Origin of the sequence: Lentzea sp. NBRC 105346, from assembly GCF_030269605.1 — a bacterium.
Classification (GTDB): domain Bacteria; phylum Actinomycetota; class Actinomycetes; order Mycobacteriales; family Pseudonocardiaceae; genus Lentzea.
In genome coordinates, this window is the sequence record NZ_BSTQ01000019.1 from 215,649 (window position 1) to 231,245 (window position 15,597).

The 15,597-nt window shown below is 68.2% G+C and carries 12 protein-coding genes and 1 pseudogene; 11 read left to right on the forward strand and 2 right to left on the reverse strand.

Annotated elements, in window-relative coordinates; translation table 11 throughout:
* Positions 1-715 precede the first annotated feature (715 nt).
* The 8 genes and pseudogenes from QSK35_RS34480 to QSK35_RS34515 all read left to right on the forward strand — a co-directional run bounded on the left by QSK35_RS34480 (position 716) and on the right by QSK35_RS34515 (position 10,346).
* Positions 716-1,243 carry a TetR/AcrR family transcriptional regulator gene (locus QSK35_RS34480; RefSeq protein WP_285751886.1) on the forward strand — a complete coding sequence of 176 codons (528 nt, stop codon included), beginning with the start codon at positions 716-718 and terminating at the stop codon, positions 1,241-1,243.
* On the forward strand, positions 1,240-1,974 hold the full coding sequence (locus QSK35_RS34485; RefSeq protein ID WP_285751869.1) for a TIGR03084 family metal-binding protein: 735 nt from the start codon (positions 1,240-1,242) through the stop codon (positions 1,972-1,974). The genes QSK35_RS34480 and QSK35_RS34485 overlap by 4 nt, the downstream gene beginning before the upstream one ends.
* Positions 1,971-3,487, forward strand: a pseudogene (locus QSK35_RS34490) (acyclic terpene utilization AtuA family protein). Before QSK35_RS34485 ends, QSK35_RS34490 begins: the two are co-directional and overlap by 4 nt.
* Positions 3,484-4,614 carry an acyl-CoA dehydrogenase family protein gene (locus QSK35_RS34495; protein ID WP_285751870.1) on the forward strand — a complete coding sequence of 377 codons (1,131 nt, stop codon included), beginning with the start codon at positions 3,484-3,486 and terminating at the stop codon, positions 4,612-4,614. The pseudogene QSK35_RS34490 and the gene QSK35_RS34495 overlap by 4 nt, the downstream one beginning before the upstream one ends.
* Positions 4,611-6,158, forward strand: a complete 1,548-nt coding sequence (locus QSK35_RS34500; protein WP_285751871.1) for an acyl-CoA carboxylase subunit beta — start codon at positions 4,611-4,613, stop codon at positions 6,156-6,158. Before QSK35_RS34495 ends, QSK35_RS34500 begins: the two co-directional genes overlap by 4 nt.
* A 4-nt stretch (positions 6,159-6,162) precedes the next feature.
* Positions 6,163-7,989, forward strand: a complete 1,827-nt coding sequence (locus QSK35_RS34505) for an acetyl/propionyl/methylcrotonyl-CoA carboxylase subunit alpha (RefSeq protein ID WP_285751872.1) — start codon at positions 6,163-6,165, stop codon at positions 7,987-7,989.
* A complete protein-coding gene (locus tag QSK35_RS34510) occupies positions 7,986-9,128 on the forward strand; it encodes an acyl-CoA dehydrogenase family protein (RefSeq protein WP_285751873.1) in 1,143 nt (380 codons plus the stop codon). Before QSK35_RS34505 ends, QSK35_RS34510 begins: the two co-directional genes overlap by 4 nt.
* A 42-nt stretch (positions 9,129-9,170) precedes the next feature.
* Entirely contained in the window at positions 9,171-10,346 is a 1,176-nt protein-coding gene (locus QSK35_RS34515; protein WP_285751874.1) for an NAD(P)-binding domain-containing protein, read from the forward strand.
* A 47-nt stretch (positions 10,347-10,393) separates the two neighbouring features.
* Here QSK35_RS34515 and QSK35_RS34520 read toward each other — a convergent pair whose 3' ends face one another.
* Positions 10,394-11,260, reverse strand: a complete 867-nt coding sequence (locus QSK35_RS34520) for a helix-turn-helix domain-containing protein (protein WP_285751875.1) — start codon at positions 11,258-11,260, stop codon at positions 10,394-10,396.
* 178 nt (positions 11,261-11,438) lie between these two features.
* On the opposite strand from QSK35_RS34520, the gene QSK35_RS34525 reads away from it, so the two are divergent.
* The 3 genes from QSK35_RS34525 (at position 11,439) to QSK35_RS34535 (ending at position 15,047) form a co-directional block, all read left to right on the forward strand.
* Positions 11,439-12,611 (forward strand): S8 family peptidase, encoded by a 1,173-nt coding sequence (locus tag QSK35_RS34525; protein WP_285751876.1) that lies wholly within the window; start codon positions 11,439-11,441, stop codon positions 12,609-12,611.
* 70 nt (positions 12,612-12,681) lie between these two features.
* A complete protein-coding gene (locus tag QSK35_RS34530; RefSeq protein ID WP_285751877.1) occupies positions 12,682-13,761 on the forward strand; it encodes a S8 family peptidase in 1,080 nt (359 codons plus the stop codon).
* Between the two features lie 107 nt (positions 13,762-13,868).
* Complete coding sequence (locus QSK35_RS34535; protein WP_285751878.1) at positions 13,869-15,047, forward strand: S8 family peptidase; 1,179 nt, start codon at positions 13,869-13,871, stop codon at positions 15,045-15,047.
* A 42-nt stretch (positions 15,048-15,089) separates the two neighbouring features.
* Here QSK35_RS34535 and QSK35_RS34540 read toward each other — a convergent pair whose 3' ends face one another.
* On the reverse strand, positions 15,090-15,395 hold the full coding sequence (locus tag QSK35_RS34540) for a hypothetical protein (RefSeq protein WP_285751879.1): 306 nt from the start codon (positions 15,393-15,395) through the stop codon (positions 15,090-15,092).
* Positions 15,396-15,597 lie beyond the last annotated feature (202 nt).

Genomic DNA, 15,597 nt, shown 5'->3' on the forward strand with positions numbered 1-15,597 from the left:
GTGTCGTTTCGTAGTGGGTCGCCTTGGGGTGGTGTGCCCCTCCCGTCGCATCGCACCAGAGGCAGCCACATCCGAGACCCCAGGTCAAGCGAAAAGCGTGCTTGACCTGGGGTCTCGGATGCGGCAGGGCTTCGCCTGCGATGCGACGGGAGGGGCCCACCACCTGGTGGTTATGCGCGCTGGCGCGCGCGGGTGGGGCGCTCGCTTCGCATCGCTCGTCGTCGGGATCTGCGACTGCATCGAAGGTGACCACGCACCCAGAGTGGGGCGCGTCTGGTGACCCACTACGAAAGCGATTGGGGCTTGACTTGGGGTGCGGTGTGGTAGCCCTTGTTGGGCCGGCAGATCTTGCATCTGCCGGCGGAGCCGGCCCACCACGCCGCGAGGGGCCCCAAGTCAAGCCCCAATCGCGGCGCCGAAGGCGCCCCCGGAAGACGCAGCGCCCCACGACACGCAAGCACCGTGGCACGCAAAAACGCCAGCGCCCCACGACACCGCCAGACCCGTGGCACGCAACAAAAGCCGGCGCCCCCACGACACCGCCAGACCCGTGGCACGCAACAAACGCCAGCGCCCCACGACACCGCAAGACCCGTGGCCACCCAATCGCCAGTTACAAGCAGGCTTGACTGTTTGTTTCTCGGAGAGAAGACTCCGGAGCGTGGAGACGCGGCAGAGACAGGCCGACCGCACGCGCGAGACCAAGCGGAAGCTGATGGAGGCGACCGTCGAGTGCCTGGTGGAGCGTGGCTGGTCGGGCACCACGACCACGCTCGTCGCCGAACGCGCCGGCGTGTCCAGAGGTGCGCAGCTGCACCACTTCCGGACTCGCGGCGAGCTGGTGGCCGCAGCGGTCGAGTACGTGGGCGCGGAGAGCGTTGAGCAGCTGAAACGCCGGGCCGGGCAGGCCAACGGCAGCACCGAGGCCGTGGTCGCGATGATCGCGGACTTCTACGCCAGCGACCTGTTCACCGCCGCGCTCGAACTCTGGGTGGCCGCCCGCACCGACCCGGAGCTCAAACCGACCGTCAGAGACCTGCAGACCCGGCTGGGGCGCGAGACCCACAAGCTCGCATTGGATCTGCTCAAGGCCGACGAGTCGAAGCCGGGCGTCAGGGAGTCGGTGCAGGCCACGCTCGACCTCGTTCGCGGGCTCGCGCTCGCCAACCAGCTCACCGACGACAGGAAGCGCCGCGCGCACATCGTGCGGCAGTGGGCACGGATGCTGGAGGCCCAACTGTGATCACGCAAGTTCTCGCCGACCTGCGCGCCGAGAGTCAGGAGCTCGACGATCTCGTTGCCGCGCAACAGGACTGGACGATCCCGACCCCGGCTACCGGGTGGACCATCGCCCACCAGATCGCGCATCTGATGTGGACGGACCGGGCGGCCATCCTTGCCATCACCGACCCCGAGGGGTTCCAGGCGCAGCCGCTCACCCCCGACCTGGTCGACAAAACGGCCGAAGAGGGTACGAAAGACCCGAAGCTGCTCACGAGTTGGCGCGAGGCACGTGAAGAGCTCGCGAGCAAACTGGAGACCACGCAGGGCAAGATCGTCTGGTTCGGGCCGCCGATGAGCCCCACCTCGATGGCTACCGCGCGGCTCATGGAGACCTGGGCGCACGGCCAGGACGTCGCGGACGCACTGAAAATCGAGCGCAAGCCGACTGACCGGCTCAAGCATGTGGCGCACCTTGGGGTGCGCACGATCGGGTTCGCCTTTCTGCTCAACGGGAAGACGCCGCCCACCGAGGAAGTCCGCGTCGAGCTGATCGGGCCGAACGGCGACCTGTGGACGTGGGGGCCCGAGGACGCTGCCAACCGGATCACCGGGCCTGCGCTGGACTTCTGCTTCCTCGTTACCCAGCGCCGCAACCGCAAGGAGCTGAACCTCCAAGCTCAAGGACCGGTCGCCGAAGAGTGGATGCCGATCGCGCAAGCGTTCGCGGGGCCTCCCGGAGGCGGCCGGTGATCCGGGTCGGCAACGCGTCCGGCTTCTACGGCGACCGGATCGGCGCGGTCCGGGAGATGCTGGAGGGCGGCGAGCTCGACGTCCTCACCGGTGACTACCTCGCCGAGTTGACCATGCTGATCCTGGGGCGCGACAAGCTCAAGGATCCGAACACGGGGTACGCGAAGACGTTCCTCAAGCAGATGGAGGACTGCCTCGGGCTCGCGATCGACAAAGGGGTCAAGATCGTCACCAACGCCGGCGGGCTCAACCCCGAAGGGCTGGCGCGAGCCCTGCAAGGCCAAGCCAAGGTCGCCTACGTGACCGGTGACGATGTGAAGGACCGGTTCCCGGAGGCGTTGACGGCCAACGCGTACCTGGGTGCGTTCGACATTGCCGAATGCCTTTCGGCAGGGGCGGACGTTGTCGTCACTGGGCGCGTTACGGACGCTAGCCTCGTGGTGGGGCCCGCGATTGCGCACTACGGCTGGGAGAAAACGGACTACGACCGGCTCGCCGGAGCGACGGTTGCGGGGCACGTCCTGGAGTGCGGCACGCAGGCGACCGGTGGCAACTACTCGTTCTTCACCGAGATCGACGCGACCAACTCCGGCTTCCCGATCGCGGAGATCGATGAGGATGGCAGCTGCCTGATCACCAAGCATGAGGGCACCGGCGGTGCGGTCACCGTCGACACCGTCACCGCCCAGCTGCTCTACGAGATCGGCGCACCCGCATACCTGGGGCCGGACGTCACCACGCACTTCGACACGATCCGGCTCGACCAGGAGACCAGGGGCGTTCGGATCAGCGGCACCAAGGGCAGCCCGCCGCCGGACACGATCAAGGTCTGCCTCAACACGCTCGGCGGCTTCAGGAACAGTGTCACGTTCGTCCTCTGTGGACTCGATATCGACGCGAAGGCCGCCCTCCTCAAGAACCAGATGAACCAAGAGGACATCACCTGGACGCTCGCCCGCACCGACAAGGACGACGCGGACACCGAAGAGACCGCAAGCGCTTTCCTGCACGCCACGATCAAGACCCCGGATCCCAAGCAGGCCAAGGCGTTCGCGCGGAAGGCGATCGAGCTGGCGCTGGCCAGCTACCCCGGCTTCCACGTCACCGCGATTCCCGGCGACGGCACGCCGTTCGGCGTCTACAAGGCCGCGTACGTGCCGAAACACACCGTGAACCCGAAGGCGGTGCTGCTGTGAGGAAACCACTGGGCACGATCGCGGGTGCGCGGAGTGGTGACAAAGGCGGCGACGCAAACGTTGGCGTGTGGGTACGAACCGACGCCGCCTACGCGTGGCTGCGCGAGTACCTGACCGTCGAGAAACTCAAGGAACTGCTGCCCGAGGCCACCACCGTAGACCGGTACGAGCTGCCGAACCTGAAGGCCCTCAACTTCGTGCTGCACGGGCTGCTCGGTGAAGGCGTCGCGAGCTCGACGCGGTTCGACCCGCAGGCCAAGGCGCTCGGCGAGTGGCTGCGTGCCCGGCACGTCGACATCCCCGAGGAGCTGTTGTGATCGCGCGGGACCTCTTCGAGGAACGAACAGAACTGCGGCAGCTCGTCCGCGACTTCACGCGGAAGGAGATCGTCCCGCACCTCGACCAGTGGGAACGTGACGGCGAGCTGCCGCGTGAGCTGCACAAGAAGGCGGCCGCACTCGGGCTCCTGGGGATCGGGCACGAGGACGGCGACCTGATCGACTCGCTGACCGTTACCGAGGAGATCATCCAGGCGGGCGGCTCGTCGGGTGTGATCGCCGGGCTGTTCACGCACGGCATCGCGATTCCGCACATCCTCGACGCCGGCAGCCCGGATCTGGTCGAGCGGTTCGCGAAGCCCGCGATGGCCGGCAACCTCATTGGTAGCCTCGCGGTCACCGAGCCGGACGGCGGCAGCGACGTCGCGGCCATCCAGACGAGAGCCGTCAGGGATGGCGACCACTACGTCGTCAACGGCACCAAGACCTACATCACGTCCGGCTGCCGCGCGGACTTCGTCACGACGGCCGTGCGCACCGGCGAACCCGGATACAAGGGTGTCAGTCTGCTGGTGATCGAGAAGGGCACGCCCGGCTTCACCGTGCAGCGCAAGCTGGAGAAGATGGGCTGGCACTGCTCGGACACCGCCGAGCTGTCCTTTGTGGATGTAAAAGTGCCCGCGCGGAACCTGGTCGGCGAAGAGAACGCCGGGTTCGCGCTGATCATGCGGCAGTTCCAGGTCGAGCGGGTCACGATGGCCGTCGAGGCGTACGCGACCGCGCAGCGCTGCCTGGATCTGACCGTGGGCTGGACGCGGATGCGCCAGACGTTCGGCAGGCCGTTGATCACGCGGCAGGTGGTCAGCCACAAGCTCGCCGAGATGGCACAACGGATCGACCTTGCCCGGACCTACACCCGCGAGGTCGCGGTCCGTGTGATGCGCGGCGAGGAGTGCACCGCGGAGGTCTGCTTCGCGAAGAACGCCGCGGTGGACGCGTGCTCGTTCGTGGTCGACGCGGCGGTGCAGCTGCACGGCGGGTTCGGCTACATGCGCGACGCCGAGGTGGAACGGCACTACCGCGACGCACGAATTCTGGGCATCGGTGGCGGAGCGAACGAGGTCATGACCGAGCTGGCGGCACGGCGATTGGGGTACACGGAATGAGCCGGGCAGAGATGCTCGAGAAGCTGGACGCTCTCGACAAAGACCACGCCAAGGCGTTGGCCGGTGGTGGGCCGAAGTACGTTGAGCGGCACCACAAGCGCGGCAAGCTGCTGGCTCGCGAACGCATCGAGCTGCTGGTCGACCAGGACAGTCCGTTCCTGGAGCTGTCGCCGCTCGCGGCGTGGGGCACCGACTACCCGGTGGGCGGCAGCGTCGTCACCGGCCTCGGCGTCGTCGAGGGCGTCGAGTGCCTGATCGTCGCCAGCGACCCGACCGTGCGCGGTGGTGCCTCGAACCCGTACAGCCTGCGCAAGACGTTGCGCGCCAACGACATCGCGCTGCAGAACCGGTTGCCGGTGATCAGCCTGATCGAGTCGGGCGGTGCGGACCTGCCGTCGCAGAGCGAGATCTTCATCCCCGGCGGGCGGGTGTTCCGCGACCTGACCAGGTTGTCCGCCGCGGGCATCCCGACGATCACCACGGTGTTCGGCAACGCGACCGCGGGCGGCGCGTACGTGCCGGGCATGTCCGACTACGTGATCATGATCAAGGAACGCTCGAAGGTGTTCCTCGCCGGCCCGCCGCTGGTCAAGATGGCGACCGGTGAGGAGGCCGACGACGAATCCCTTGGTGGCGCGACGATGCACGGCACGGTCAGCGGCCTCGCGGACTTCGTCGCCGAGGACGAGGTCGACGCGATCCGGCTGGCCCGGCGGTGCGTCGCGCGGCTGAACTGGCGCAAGCAGGGACCGGCCCCGGCCGAGGTCGAGGAGCCGTTGTTCGACGCCGAGGACCTGCTCGACATCGTGCCGACCGACCTGCGCGTGCCGTTCGACCCGCGTGAGGTGATCAAGCGGATCGTGGACGGCTCGAAGTTCGACGAGTTCAAGCCCGCGTACGGGTCGAGCCTCGTCACCGGCTGGGCGCGGCTGCACGGCTACCCGATCGGCATCCTGGCGAACGCGCGTGGCGTGCTGTTCAGCGAGGAGTCGCAGAAGGCGACGCAGTTCATCCAGCTCGCCAACGCGAGTGACACGCCCTTGCTGTTCCTGCAGAACACGACCGGCTACATGGTCGGCGCGCAGTACGAGCAGGGCGGCATCGTCAAGCACGGCTCGATGATGATCAACGCGGTGTCGAACAGCCGCGTGCCGCACCTGACCGTCACGATGGGCGCCTCCTACGGCGCGGGCAACTACGGCATGTGCGGCCGGGCGTACGACCCGCGGTTCCTGTTCACCTGGCCCAACGCGAAGTCCGCGGTCATGGGACCGGCGCAGCTCGCCGGCGTGCTGTCGATCGTCGGACGGCAGGCCGCCGCGGCGAAGGGGCAGCCGTACAACGAGGAGCACGACGCGGCGATGCGCCAGATGGTCGAGGCGCAGATCGAGGAACAGTCGCTCGCGCAGTTCCTGTCCGGGAAGCTCTACGACGACGGGGTGATCGACCCGCGCGACACCCGGACCGTGCTCGGTATCTGCCTTTCGGCCGTCCACAGTGGACCTGTCAAGGGCGCCGAGGGCTTCGGCGTCTTCCGGATGTGATCACGTGATTCAGACGTTGTTGATCGCCAACCGCGGCGAGATCGCATGCCGGATCATCCGGACGTGCCGCGACCTGGGCATCCGCACGGTCGCCGTGTTCTCGGACCCGGACGCCGACATGCCGCACGTGAAGCTGGCCGACGCGTCCGTGCGGCTGCCGGGTGCTTCGCCCGCCGAGACATACCTGCGTGCCGACCTGATCGTCGAGGCGGCTCGGCAGGCGGGCGCGGATGCCGTGCACCCCGGATACGGCTTCCTGTCGGAGAACGCGGACTTCCCGCGTGCCGTGGCCGCCGCCGGGCTCACCTGGGTGGGGCCGACCTGTGAGGCCATCGAGGCGATGGGTTCCAAGGTGGCGGCCAAGAAGCGCATGGCCGCGGCCGGAGTGCCGGTGCTGCCGGAGCTCGATCCCGAGACCGTGACGTCGTTCCCGGTGCTCATCAAGGCCTCCGCCGGCGGTGGTGGACGCGGTATGCGGATCGTGCGGTCGGCCGCCGAGTTGCCCGACGCGCTGGCGTCCGCCCGGCGTGAGGCCGAGTCGGCGTTCGGTGACGCGACGGTGTTCTGCGAGCCGTTGCTGGAACGGGCGCGGCACGTCGAGGTGCAGGTGCTCGCCGACAAGCACGGCACGGTGTGGACGCTGGGGGAGCGCGAGTGCTCGATCCAGCGCCGGCACCAGAAGATCATCGAGGAGACGCCGTCGCCGGCGGTTTCTCCCGAGGTGCGCAAGCGGTTGTTCGAGGCGGCTGTCGCGGCGGCCGAATCGATCGGCTACGTCAGCGCCGGGACCGTCGAGTTCATGCTCCAGGGCGACGAGTTCTACTTCCTGGAGGTCAACACGCGCCTGCAGGTCGAACACCCGGTGACCGAGCTCGTGTACGGCATCGACCTCGTCGAGTGGCAGCTGCGGATCGCCGAGGGCGAGCCACTGCCGGAGCTGCCGGCACCGAACGGGCACGCGATCGAGGCCCGTGTCTACGCCGAGGATCCCGCGCACGACTGGCGGCCCGCTTCCGGTGTGCTGCACCGGTTCGAGGTGCCCGGCGATGTCCGCGTCGACAGCGGTGTCGAGGACGGCTCCGTGGTGTCCGTGCACTACGACCCGATGCTCGCGAAGGTCATCGCGTGGGCGCCCAACCGGGCTGCCGCGGCACGCAAGCTCGCCGGGGCGTTGGCCGGTTCGAAGATCCACGGGCTCGTGACGAACCGGACTCTGCTGGTGGACATCCTGCGGCATCCCGCTTTCGTCTCGGGCCAGACGCACACCGGGTTCCTCACCGAGCACTCGTTCGACACCGCCATCGCCCCCAAGCCGTTCGCGCTGGCCGCGGCCCTGGCGCAGGCGGCCTCTCGCAGGGTGGGCGCGCTGCCGCTCGGCTGGCGCAACCTGCGGTCGCAGCAGCCGAAGGCTCGCTATCTGTTCGGCGACGAGGTGATCGAGGTCGAGTACGACCCGGCGCAGGCGTCTTCGGACGTGGTGCTGGACCTGGGCGGTGTGCGGACGCGCTTTTCCGTTGCGGTGTACGGGGATGTGGTCGAGGTCGACTCGCCGCTCGGCTCGGTGACGCTGCGCGTGGTGCCACGATTCCCGTCGCCGGAGTCGGTGCTCGCGCCCGGCGCCCTGGTCGCGCCGATGCCCGGAAACGTCGTGCGCGTATCGGTTTCCGCCGGGCAGTCGGTGGCCGCGGGGGACGAGCTGATCGTGCTCGAAGCGATGAAGATGGAACACCGTGTGCTCGCGCCCGCGGCCGGCGTGGTGTCGGAACTCCTTGTCGCGCAGGGAAAGCAAGTCAACGCCGGTGATGTGCTCGTGGTCGTGGAGGAATCATGACGAACTTCGTCGAGAGTGAAGAGCGCATCGCGTTGCGCAAGGCGGTCGCCGACCTGGGTGCGCGCTACGGCCACGACTACTTCGTGGCGAAGGCGCGGGCGGGGGAGAAGACGACCGAGCTGTGGGCGGACGCCGGAAAGCACGGCTACCTCGGCGTCGCGGTGCCGGAGGAGTACGGCGGTGGCGGTGGTGGCATCGGTGACCTGGCGGCGGTGTGCGAGGAGCTGGCCGCGGCCGGTTGCCCGCTGCTGCTGATGGTCGTGTCGCCGGCGATCTGCGCGACCGTGATCGCGCGGTTCGGCACCGAGGACCAGAAGCAGCGGTGGCTGCCCGGTTTCGCGGACGGGTCGGTCAAGATGGCCTTCGCGATCACCGAGCCCGACGCCGGGTCCAACGCGCACAAGCTGAAGACACGCGTGCGGCGCGACGGTGATGAGTGGGTCCTGAACGGCGGCAAGTACTACATCTCCGGGGTCGACGAGGTCGACGCCGTGATGGTGGTGGCCGTCCAGTCGACGGGACCGGTCCTGGTGATCGTGCCGGTTTCCGCCGAGGGGTTCACCTATCAGGAGATCCCGATGGATCTCGTGTCGCCGGAGAAGCAGTTCACCCTGTTCTTCGACGACGTGCGCCTGCCGTCGGACGCCGTCGTGGGCTCGCCGGACCACGGGCTGCAGCAGATCTTCGCGGGGCTCAACCCGGAGCGGATCATGGCCGCGTCGTTCGCCACGGGTGTCGCGCGGCGAGCCCTGGACAAGGCTTCCGCCTACGCCCGTGAGCGGAACGTGTGGGACGCGCCGATCGGCGCGCATCAGGGGCTGGCGCATCCGCTGGCGCAGCGGGCGATCGAGACCGAGCTGGCACGGGTGATGACGCAGAAGGCCGCCGCCTTGTATGACGCGGGGCTCGACCGGGAGGCCGGTGAGGCGGCCAACATGGCCAAGTACGCCGCGGGTGAGGCCGTCGCCGGTGCGGTGGACCAGGCGATCCAGGTGCATGGCGGTAACGGCCTGTCGGCGGAGTTCGGGCTGGCGTCGTTGCTGGCGGCCTCACGGGTGTCGCGGATCGCTCCCGTCAGCCGGGAGATGATCCTCAACTTCGTGGCTCAGCACACGCTCAAGCTGCCGCGCTCGTACTGACCTCCGGTGGCCGCCGGGCGAGCGGGGCCGCACAATCGCGGGATGGCGAGTGCGGAGCGGCACGACGTCGTCGTCATCGGAGGCGGTCAGGCCGGCCTCGCGATGAGCGCCGTGCTGCGGGAGCGCGGCCGGGAGCACGTCGTGCTGGAACGGCGGCGCGTCGCCGAGCGCTGGCAGACCGAGCGGTGGGACTCGCTGCGGTTCCAGTTCCCGAACTGGGCGCTGGAACTGCCCGGCCAGACCTACAAAGGGGATGCCCCGGACGACTTCGCCCACTACCGGGAGATCGTCGCCTTCCTGCAGGAGTATGCGGCCGGGGCGCCCGTCCGTGAGCACACCGAGGTCGTCGGGCTGGCCGAGGACGGTGACGGCTTCGTCGTGTCACTCAAGGAAGGGGCGTTGCGCGCCAGGCAGGTCGTCGTCGCCACCGGACCGTTCCACCGCCCGGCGTTCCCGCGGTTCGACATCCCGCCGTCCGTGCTGCAGACCGATCCGACGCGCTATCGGAACCCCGCCGACCTCCCAGAGGGCGCGGTGCTCGTCGTGGGCAGCGGGGCGTCCGGCTTCCAGATCGCCGACGAGCTGCGGATGGCCGGGCGGCGGGTGTTCCTGTCGGTCAGCAGGCACAAGCGCGTCCCGAGGCGGTTCCGGGGCAAGGACATGTACTGGTGGCTGGGGGAGCTGGGCCGCTGGACGCAGACCATCGACAGCTTCCCGGACCGCGTGTACCCGCCGTCGACCGTCGTCACCGGGGTGAACGGCGGCTACGACGTCGACGTCCGGCGGCTCGCCGCCGACGGCGTCACGGTGGTCGGCAGAGTCCTCGGCGCGTCCGGCGACACCTTGGCGATCCGGCCCAACGCCAACCAGATCCTCGACGAGGCCGACCAGTCGTTCGACGCGTTCATGAAAGCGGCGTGCGAGTTGCTGGGCGAGCAACCGGAAGAGGTCGCACACCTGCCCGGTGTCGAGGAGGTCGAGTCGCTGGACCTCAGCGGAATCGGCACGATCATCTGGGCGACCGGCTACGCCTACGACTACGGGTGGCTGAAGATGTCCGTGTTCGACGGGCGCGGGCGGCCCGTGCAGCAGCGTGGCGTCACACCGCGGCCGGGGCTCTACTTCCTCGGGTTGCACTGGATGCACACGTTCAAGTCGGGACTGCTCGCCGGCGTCGGTGCGGACGCCGAGTACGTCGCCGATCAGATGTCCCGATAAACACGATACGAAAGTTGTTGTGGATTCACTTGCGTGCGGTGATCGATTCACCATTCCCAGCGCATGCCGAACACACCCGGACCGAAGTCCAGTGCTACCGCGTGCACATATCCCCACGTGTCGACGAACGCCGGTCGTGCACCGCCGAGCACGCCTTCACCGACGCCGGTGGCGAACTGTTCGCACCGCGCCGGCGGGTGTTCGCGCGGGAATTTGATCTCCAGCACGTAGTCCTGGACGCGGTTCGGGAAGCGGCGGAAGTGGGTGTGCTCCGAGGCACCCAGCGGGTACGTCAGCTCGTACTCGATGGCGACGGTGGAGCCCTCGTCGAGCGGGCTGTCGAACAGCAGCTCGGCGATCAGCACGCCGTTGGTGCGTTCGCGGGCGACCCGGCCGACGCGGCACGCGCGCAGCGCCGTCACCTCCGGCAACGCGGAACCCGTGTCGTGGCACAGGATCCAGCGGTCGACCCCGGCCGTGTCGGCGTGCATCACCAGGCGGGAACGCACGGTGCGCACGGCACCCGAGGAGTCGGTCTCGACGCGGTCGTGCTGGCCGGTCAGCGTCAACCCCGAGCCGTCCCACGCGGCGCGCGGGAGCGGTGGCTGCGGCCGGGCCCGGCCGCGGGGGCGTGGTGGGCCGAGCAGCCTGCTCAGCGAGCCGGGCGGCACGTCGAGCACGTCCTCCAGCTGGGCCAGCGCGGCGAGTGACTCCGGACGTTCCGGTCTGCGGCGGCCGGACTGCCAGTAGCTGAGGGCGGTGATGCTGATCGGGGCGCCGCGCAGTCTCAGCTTGTGCTGCAGGCGCTCCAGGCTGAGTCCTCTGACCTGGATCGCGGCGCGCAACGCCTCCGCGAACGGACCGGTCACGAGCAGGTCTGCCAACTCCTCGCGAGGCGGGTAAATGGTGAGCATCACCCCTCCGTTTCGCCAGGGCCAAGACGGGAACGTACCGGCTGAAAAGACCGTGCGGTACAGCCGATCGGCGGTTTTCCCATCAATGAAAAGTCGGAAATCTTGTTGTCTGTCGAACTATTCAGCCGCCAATGGTCTCGATTGGATCCCTGCAACCTGCGAGGCAAGGACGAGGCGAATGCGCAAGACAGCATCCCTGCTCTGCTCCGCCGTCATCGGCACGGCACTCACCATGGTCGCGATGCCCGCACAAGCGGCCGAGGGCACGATCCTCTCCACCGCCGGCGCGGAAGTCGTGCCCGGTAGTTACATCGTCAAGATGCGTGAAGGCGTTCTCACGGCGAGCGCGACCGGTCTGGCCGCCAAGTTCGGCGGAGAGGTCGGGTTCACGTATCCGAACGTTTTCAAGGGTTTCTCGGTCAAGATGTCCGAGCGCCAGGCGAAGCGGCTCGCCGCGGACCCGGCCGTCGAGTACGTCGAGACGGACCAGGTGGTCCAGGTCGAGGCCACCCAGCCGAACCCGCCGTCGTGGGGAATCGACCGCATCGACCAGAAGAACCTGCCGCTGGACCAGAAGTACACCTACAACTCGACCGGCAAGGGCGTGAACGCCTACGTCATCGACACGGGTGTGCGCATCTCGCACAAGACGTTCGGCGGCCGCGCGGTCAACGGCCGTGACTGCGTCGAGAACGACAACGTGGCGCAGGACGGCCACGGTCACGGCACGCACGTCGCGGGCACCATCGCGGGCACCGAGTACGGCGTCGCGAAACAGGCCACGATCGTTGCCGTGCGCGTGCTGAACAACCAGGGCAGCGGCACCACCGCCGGTGTCATCTGCGGCATCGAGTGGGTCGGCACGAACCACAAGAAGCCGGCCGTGGCGAACATGTCGCTCGGCGGCGGCGCGCAGACCTCGCTCGACCAGGCCGTGCGCAGCGCCATCCTCAAGGGCGTCACGTTCGGCATCGCGGCGGGCAACAGCAACGCCAACGCCAACGGCTTCTCCCCGGCTCGCGTGTCCGAGGCGATCACGGTCGGCGCCACCGAGCGCACCGACGCCCGTGCGTCGTACTCGAACTTCGGCGCCGTGCTCGACGTGTTCGCGCCGGGTTCGGGCATCACGTCGTCGTGGAACACCAGTGACACGGCCACGAACACCATCTCCGGCACCTCCATGGCGACGCCGCACGTCGTCGGTGTCGTGGCCAGGTACCTGCAGGGCAACTTCAACAACACGCCCGCGCAGGTGCAGGCGGCGATCGTCGCCGCGGCGACGCCGGGCAAGGTCGGCAACCCCGGAGCGGGCTCGCCGAACCGTTTGCTGTTCCTCGCACCCACGTCCTGATCCCTTTCCATTCGAACGGCCCCGGCTCCTCCTGAGCCGGGGCCGTTTCCCCTGTGGTGAAAGGAAGACCATGAGATCCCTGCTGACAGTCGCCGTCCTGACGGCAGCGGTCGTCGTCACGCCTGCCGACGCCGCGACATCCCGCTACATCGTGGTGTTGAAACAGGGCGCGGTCTCCACGTTCAGCGGAGCCGTCGACCACCGGTACTCCAATGTTTTCAACGGGTTCAGCGCGCGCATGACAACAACACGGGCGCGGCAGCTCGCCGCCGACCCGAACGTGTCGCATGTGGAGCGTGACCAGATCGTGCACGCGCTCTCCGTGCAGTACAACCCGCCGTGGGGCCTGGACCGCATCGACCAGCGCAAGCTGCCCCTCGACCAGCGGTACGCCTACACCAGCACCGGACGCGGCGTGAACGTCTACGTCGTCGACACCGGCATCCGCAAGACGCACGTCGACTTCGGCGGCCGCGCCCGTGACGGCTGGGACTTCGTCGACAACGACCCGGTCGCCGACGACGGGAACGGCCACGGCACGCACGTCGCCGCGATCGCGGTGGGCACCAAGTACGGCGTCGCGAAGCAGGCGACGGTGTACGGCGTGAAGGTGCTGGGCGCCAACGGAAGCGGCACGACGGCTGGGGTCATCGCGGGCATCGACTGGGTGACTCGCAATGCCATCAAGCCCGCGGTCGCGAACCTGTCGCTCGGTGGCCCGAAGTCAGTGGTTCTTGACGCGGCGATAACCAAGTCCATCCAGTCCGGCATCACCTACACGGCCGCGGCGGGCGGCAGCAACTCCGACGCGGGCAACTTCTCGCCGTGCAGCGTCAAGGAAGCGATTTGCGTGGGGGCGCTCACACAGACCGACACAAAGGCGCCTTTCTCCAACTTCGGCCCCGCCGTTGACATTTGGGCGCCAGGTGTGAACATCCCGTCGGCATGGAACACGAATGACACCGCCACCGCCACATTGAGCGGTGGATCGATGGCGGCACCGCATGCGGCCGGTGTCGCGGCCAGGTTCCTGCAGTTCAACGGCACGGCGACGCCCGCTCAGGTGGAGAGCGCTCTCATTAACATAGGGACGCCGGGAACGCCACCCGTCAACCGGATCCTTTACTGGCCACCTATTGAAATCGGCTGAGTCAATGCTGTCCATTCCTTAAGATCGCTTGCGCTGGAACCGGGTTGTCTCGTTAGTCTCCTGTCGTTCGTCCCCTGCAAAACCCTGCAACGAACGGAAATCGCACAATGCGTGAGACGCGAATGACCCGGTTCCTGGCCGGGATCGGCGTGACCACGGTCGCGCTGTCAGTCCTGTTCGCACCTGGCGCTTCCGCCGCCGTGGGCGAGATCAAGGCCGCCGACGCGGCCGAGAAGGTTCCGGGCAGCTTCATCGTGAAGCTCAAGGACGGCAACACCACCTCCGCGGGCCAGCTGGCGTCCCGCTTCGGTGCGCGCATCGAGCGGAACTACAGCGCTCTCAACGGTTTCAACGTGAAGCTGTCCGAGGCGCAGGCCCGTCGGCTCGCCGCCGACCCGGCGGTCGAGTACGTCGAGCAGGACCAGGTCGTGCACGTCGAGGCGACCCAGACCAACCCGCCGTCGTGGGGCCTCGACCGGATCGACCAGACGTCGTTGCCGCTCAACAGCTCCTACAGCTACACCTCGACCGGCAGCGGCGTGACCGCGTACGTCATCGACACCGGCGTGCGGATCTCGCACAGCACGTTCGGCGGCCGTGCGCGCAACGGTTACGACTTCGTCGACAACGACAGCGTGGCGCAGGACGGCAACGGCCACGGCACGCACGTCGCGGGCACCATCGCCGGTTCGCAGTACGGCGTCGCCAAGGGCGCGAGCATCGTGGGCGTCCGCGTGCTCGACAACTCCGGCAGTGGCACCACCGCCGGCGTCGTCAACGGCATCGACTGGGTGGCGAAGAACGCCGTCAAGCCGGCCGTCGCCAACCTGTCGCTCGGTGGCGGCGCCTCCACCGCGATCGACACCGCGGTGCGCAACGCCATCGCGGCCGGCGTGACCTTCGCGGTCGCGGCGGGCAACAGCAACGCCAACGCCTCGGCGTACTCCCCGGCCCGCGTGTCGGAGGCGATCACGGTCGGCGCGACGACGTCCACGGACGCCCGCGCGTCGTACTCGAACTACGGTTCGGTGCTGGACATCTTCGCGCCCGGCTCGTCGATCACGTCCGCGTGGAACACCGGCGACAGCGCCACGAACACCATCTCGGGCACGTCGATGGCGACCCCGCACGTGGCGGGCGCGGCGGCGCGGTACCTGTCCACCCACAAGTCGGCGACCCCGGCGCAGGTGGCCTCGTACCTCACGTCGACCGCCGTGTCGGGCAAGGTGACCAGCCCCGGCACCGGTTCGCCGAACCGGCTGCTGTACCTGGCTCCTTCTGCCTGATGAAGTGAAATGAAGCCCTGGCAGCCACCCGCTGCCAGGGCTTCACCCTTGCGCGATCCCCAGCGCGCTGACGAACAGGCCGACGACCAGCGCGACGCCGATCCACGGCCAGTAGGCGCGCGGGCCGTTCGGAGTGCGGATCCACGTGGCGAGGCTCGTGGCGACGAGGATCGGGATCGGGCCGAACAGCATCAGCATCATCGGCAGCTGCCCGTACGCGCACGCGCCGGTGGTCGCACCGGCGGCGCACGACTGGGTCGGCGTGAACGCCATGATGCCCAGCACCATCGCGAAGGCGACCGTGAAGAACAGCGCCACCATGCCGACGACGGTCAGGAAGATCCGCATGCGGGCAGGCTAGTGGTCGAGCGTCAAGCACGCCCGTGATTGCTATGGGGGGAGCTTTCCAAGCGCTGACCGCTTGCTGGTGTTTTAACCGGGAAGCTCCTGATCTTTGACATGGGCACGGCCACCGCTTGATCATTTTCGGGTTCCGTCCAAAGAACTCGATCATGACAAGTGGTGGCCGTGGCTCATAGTCTGCCCGATC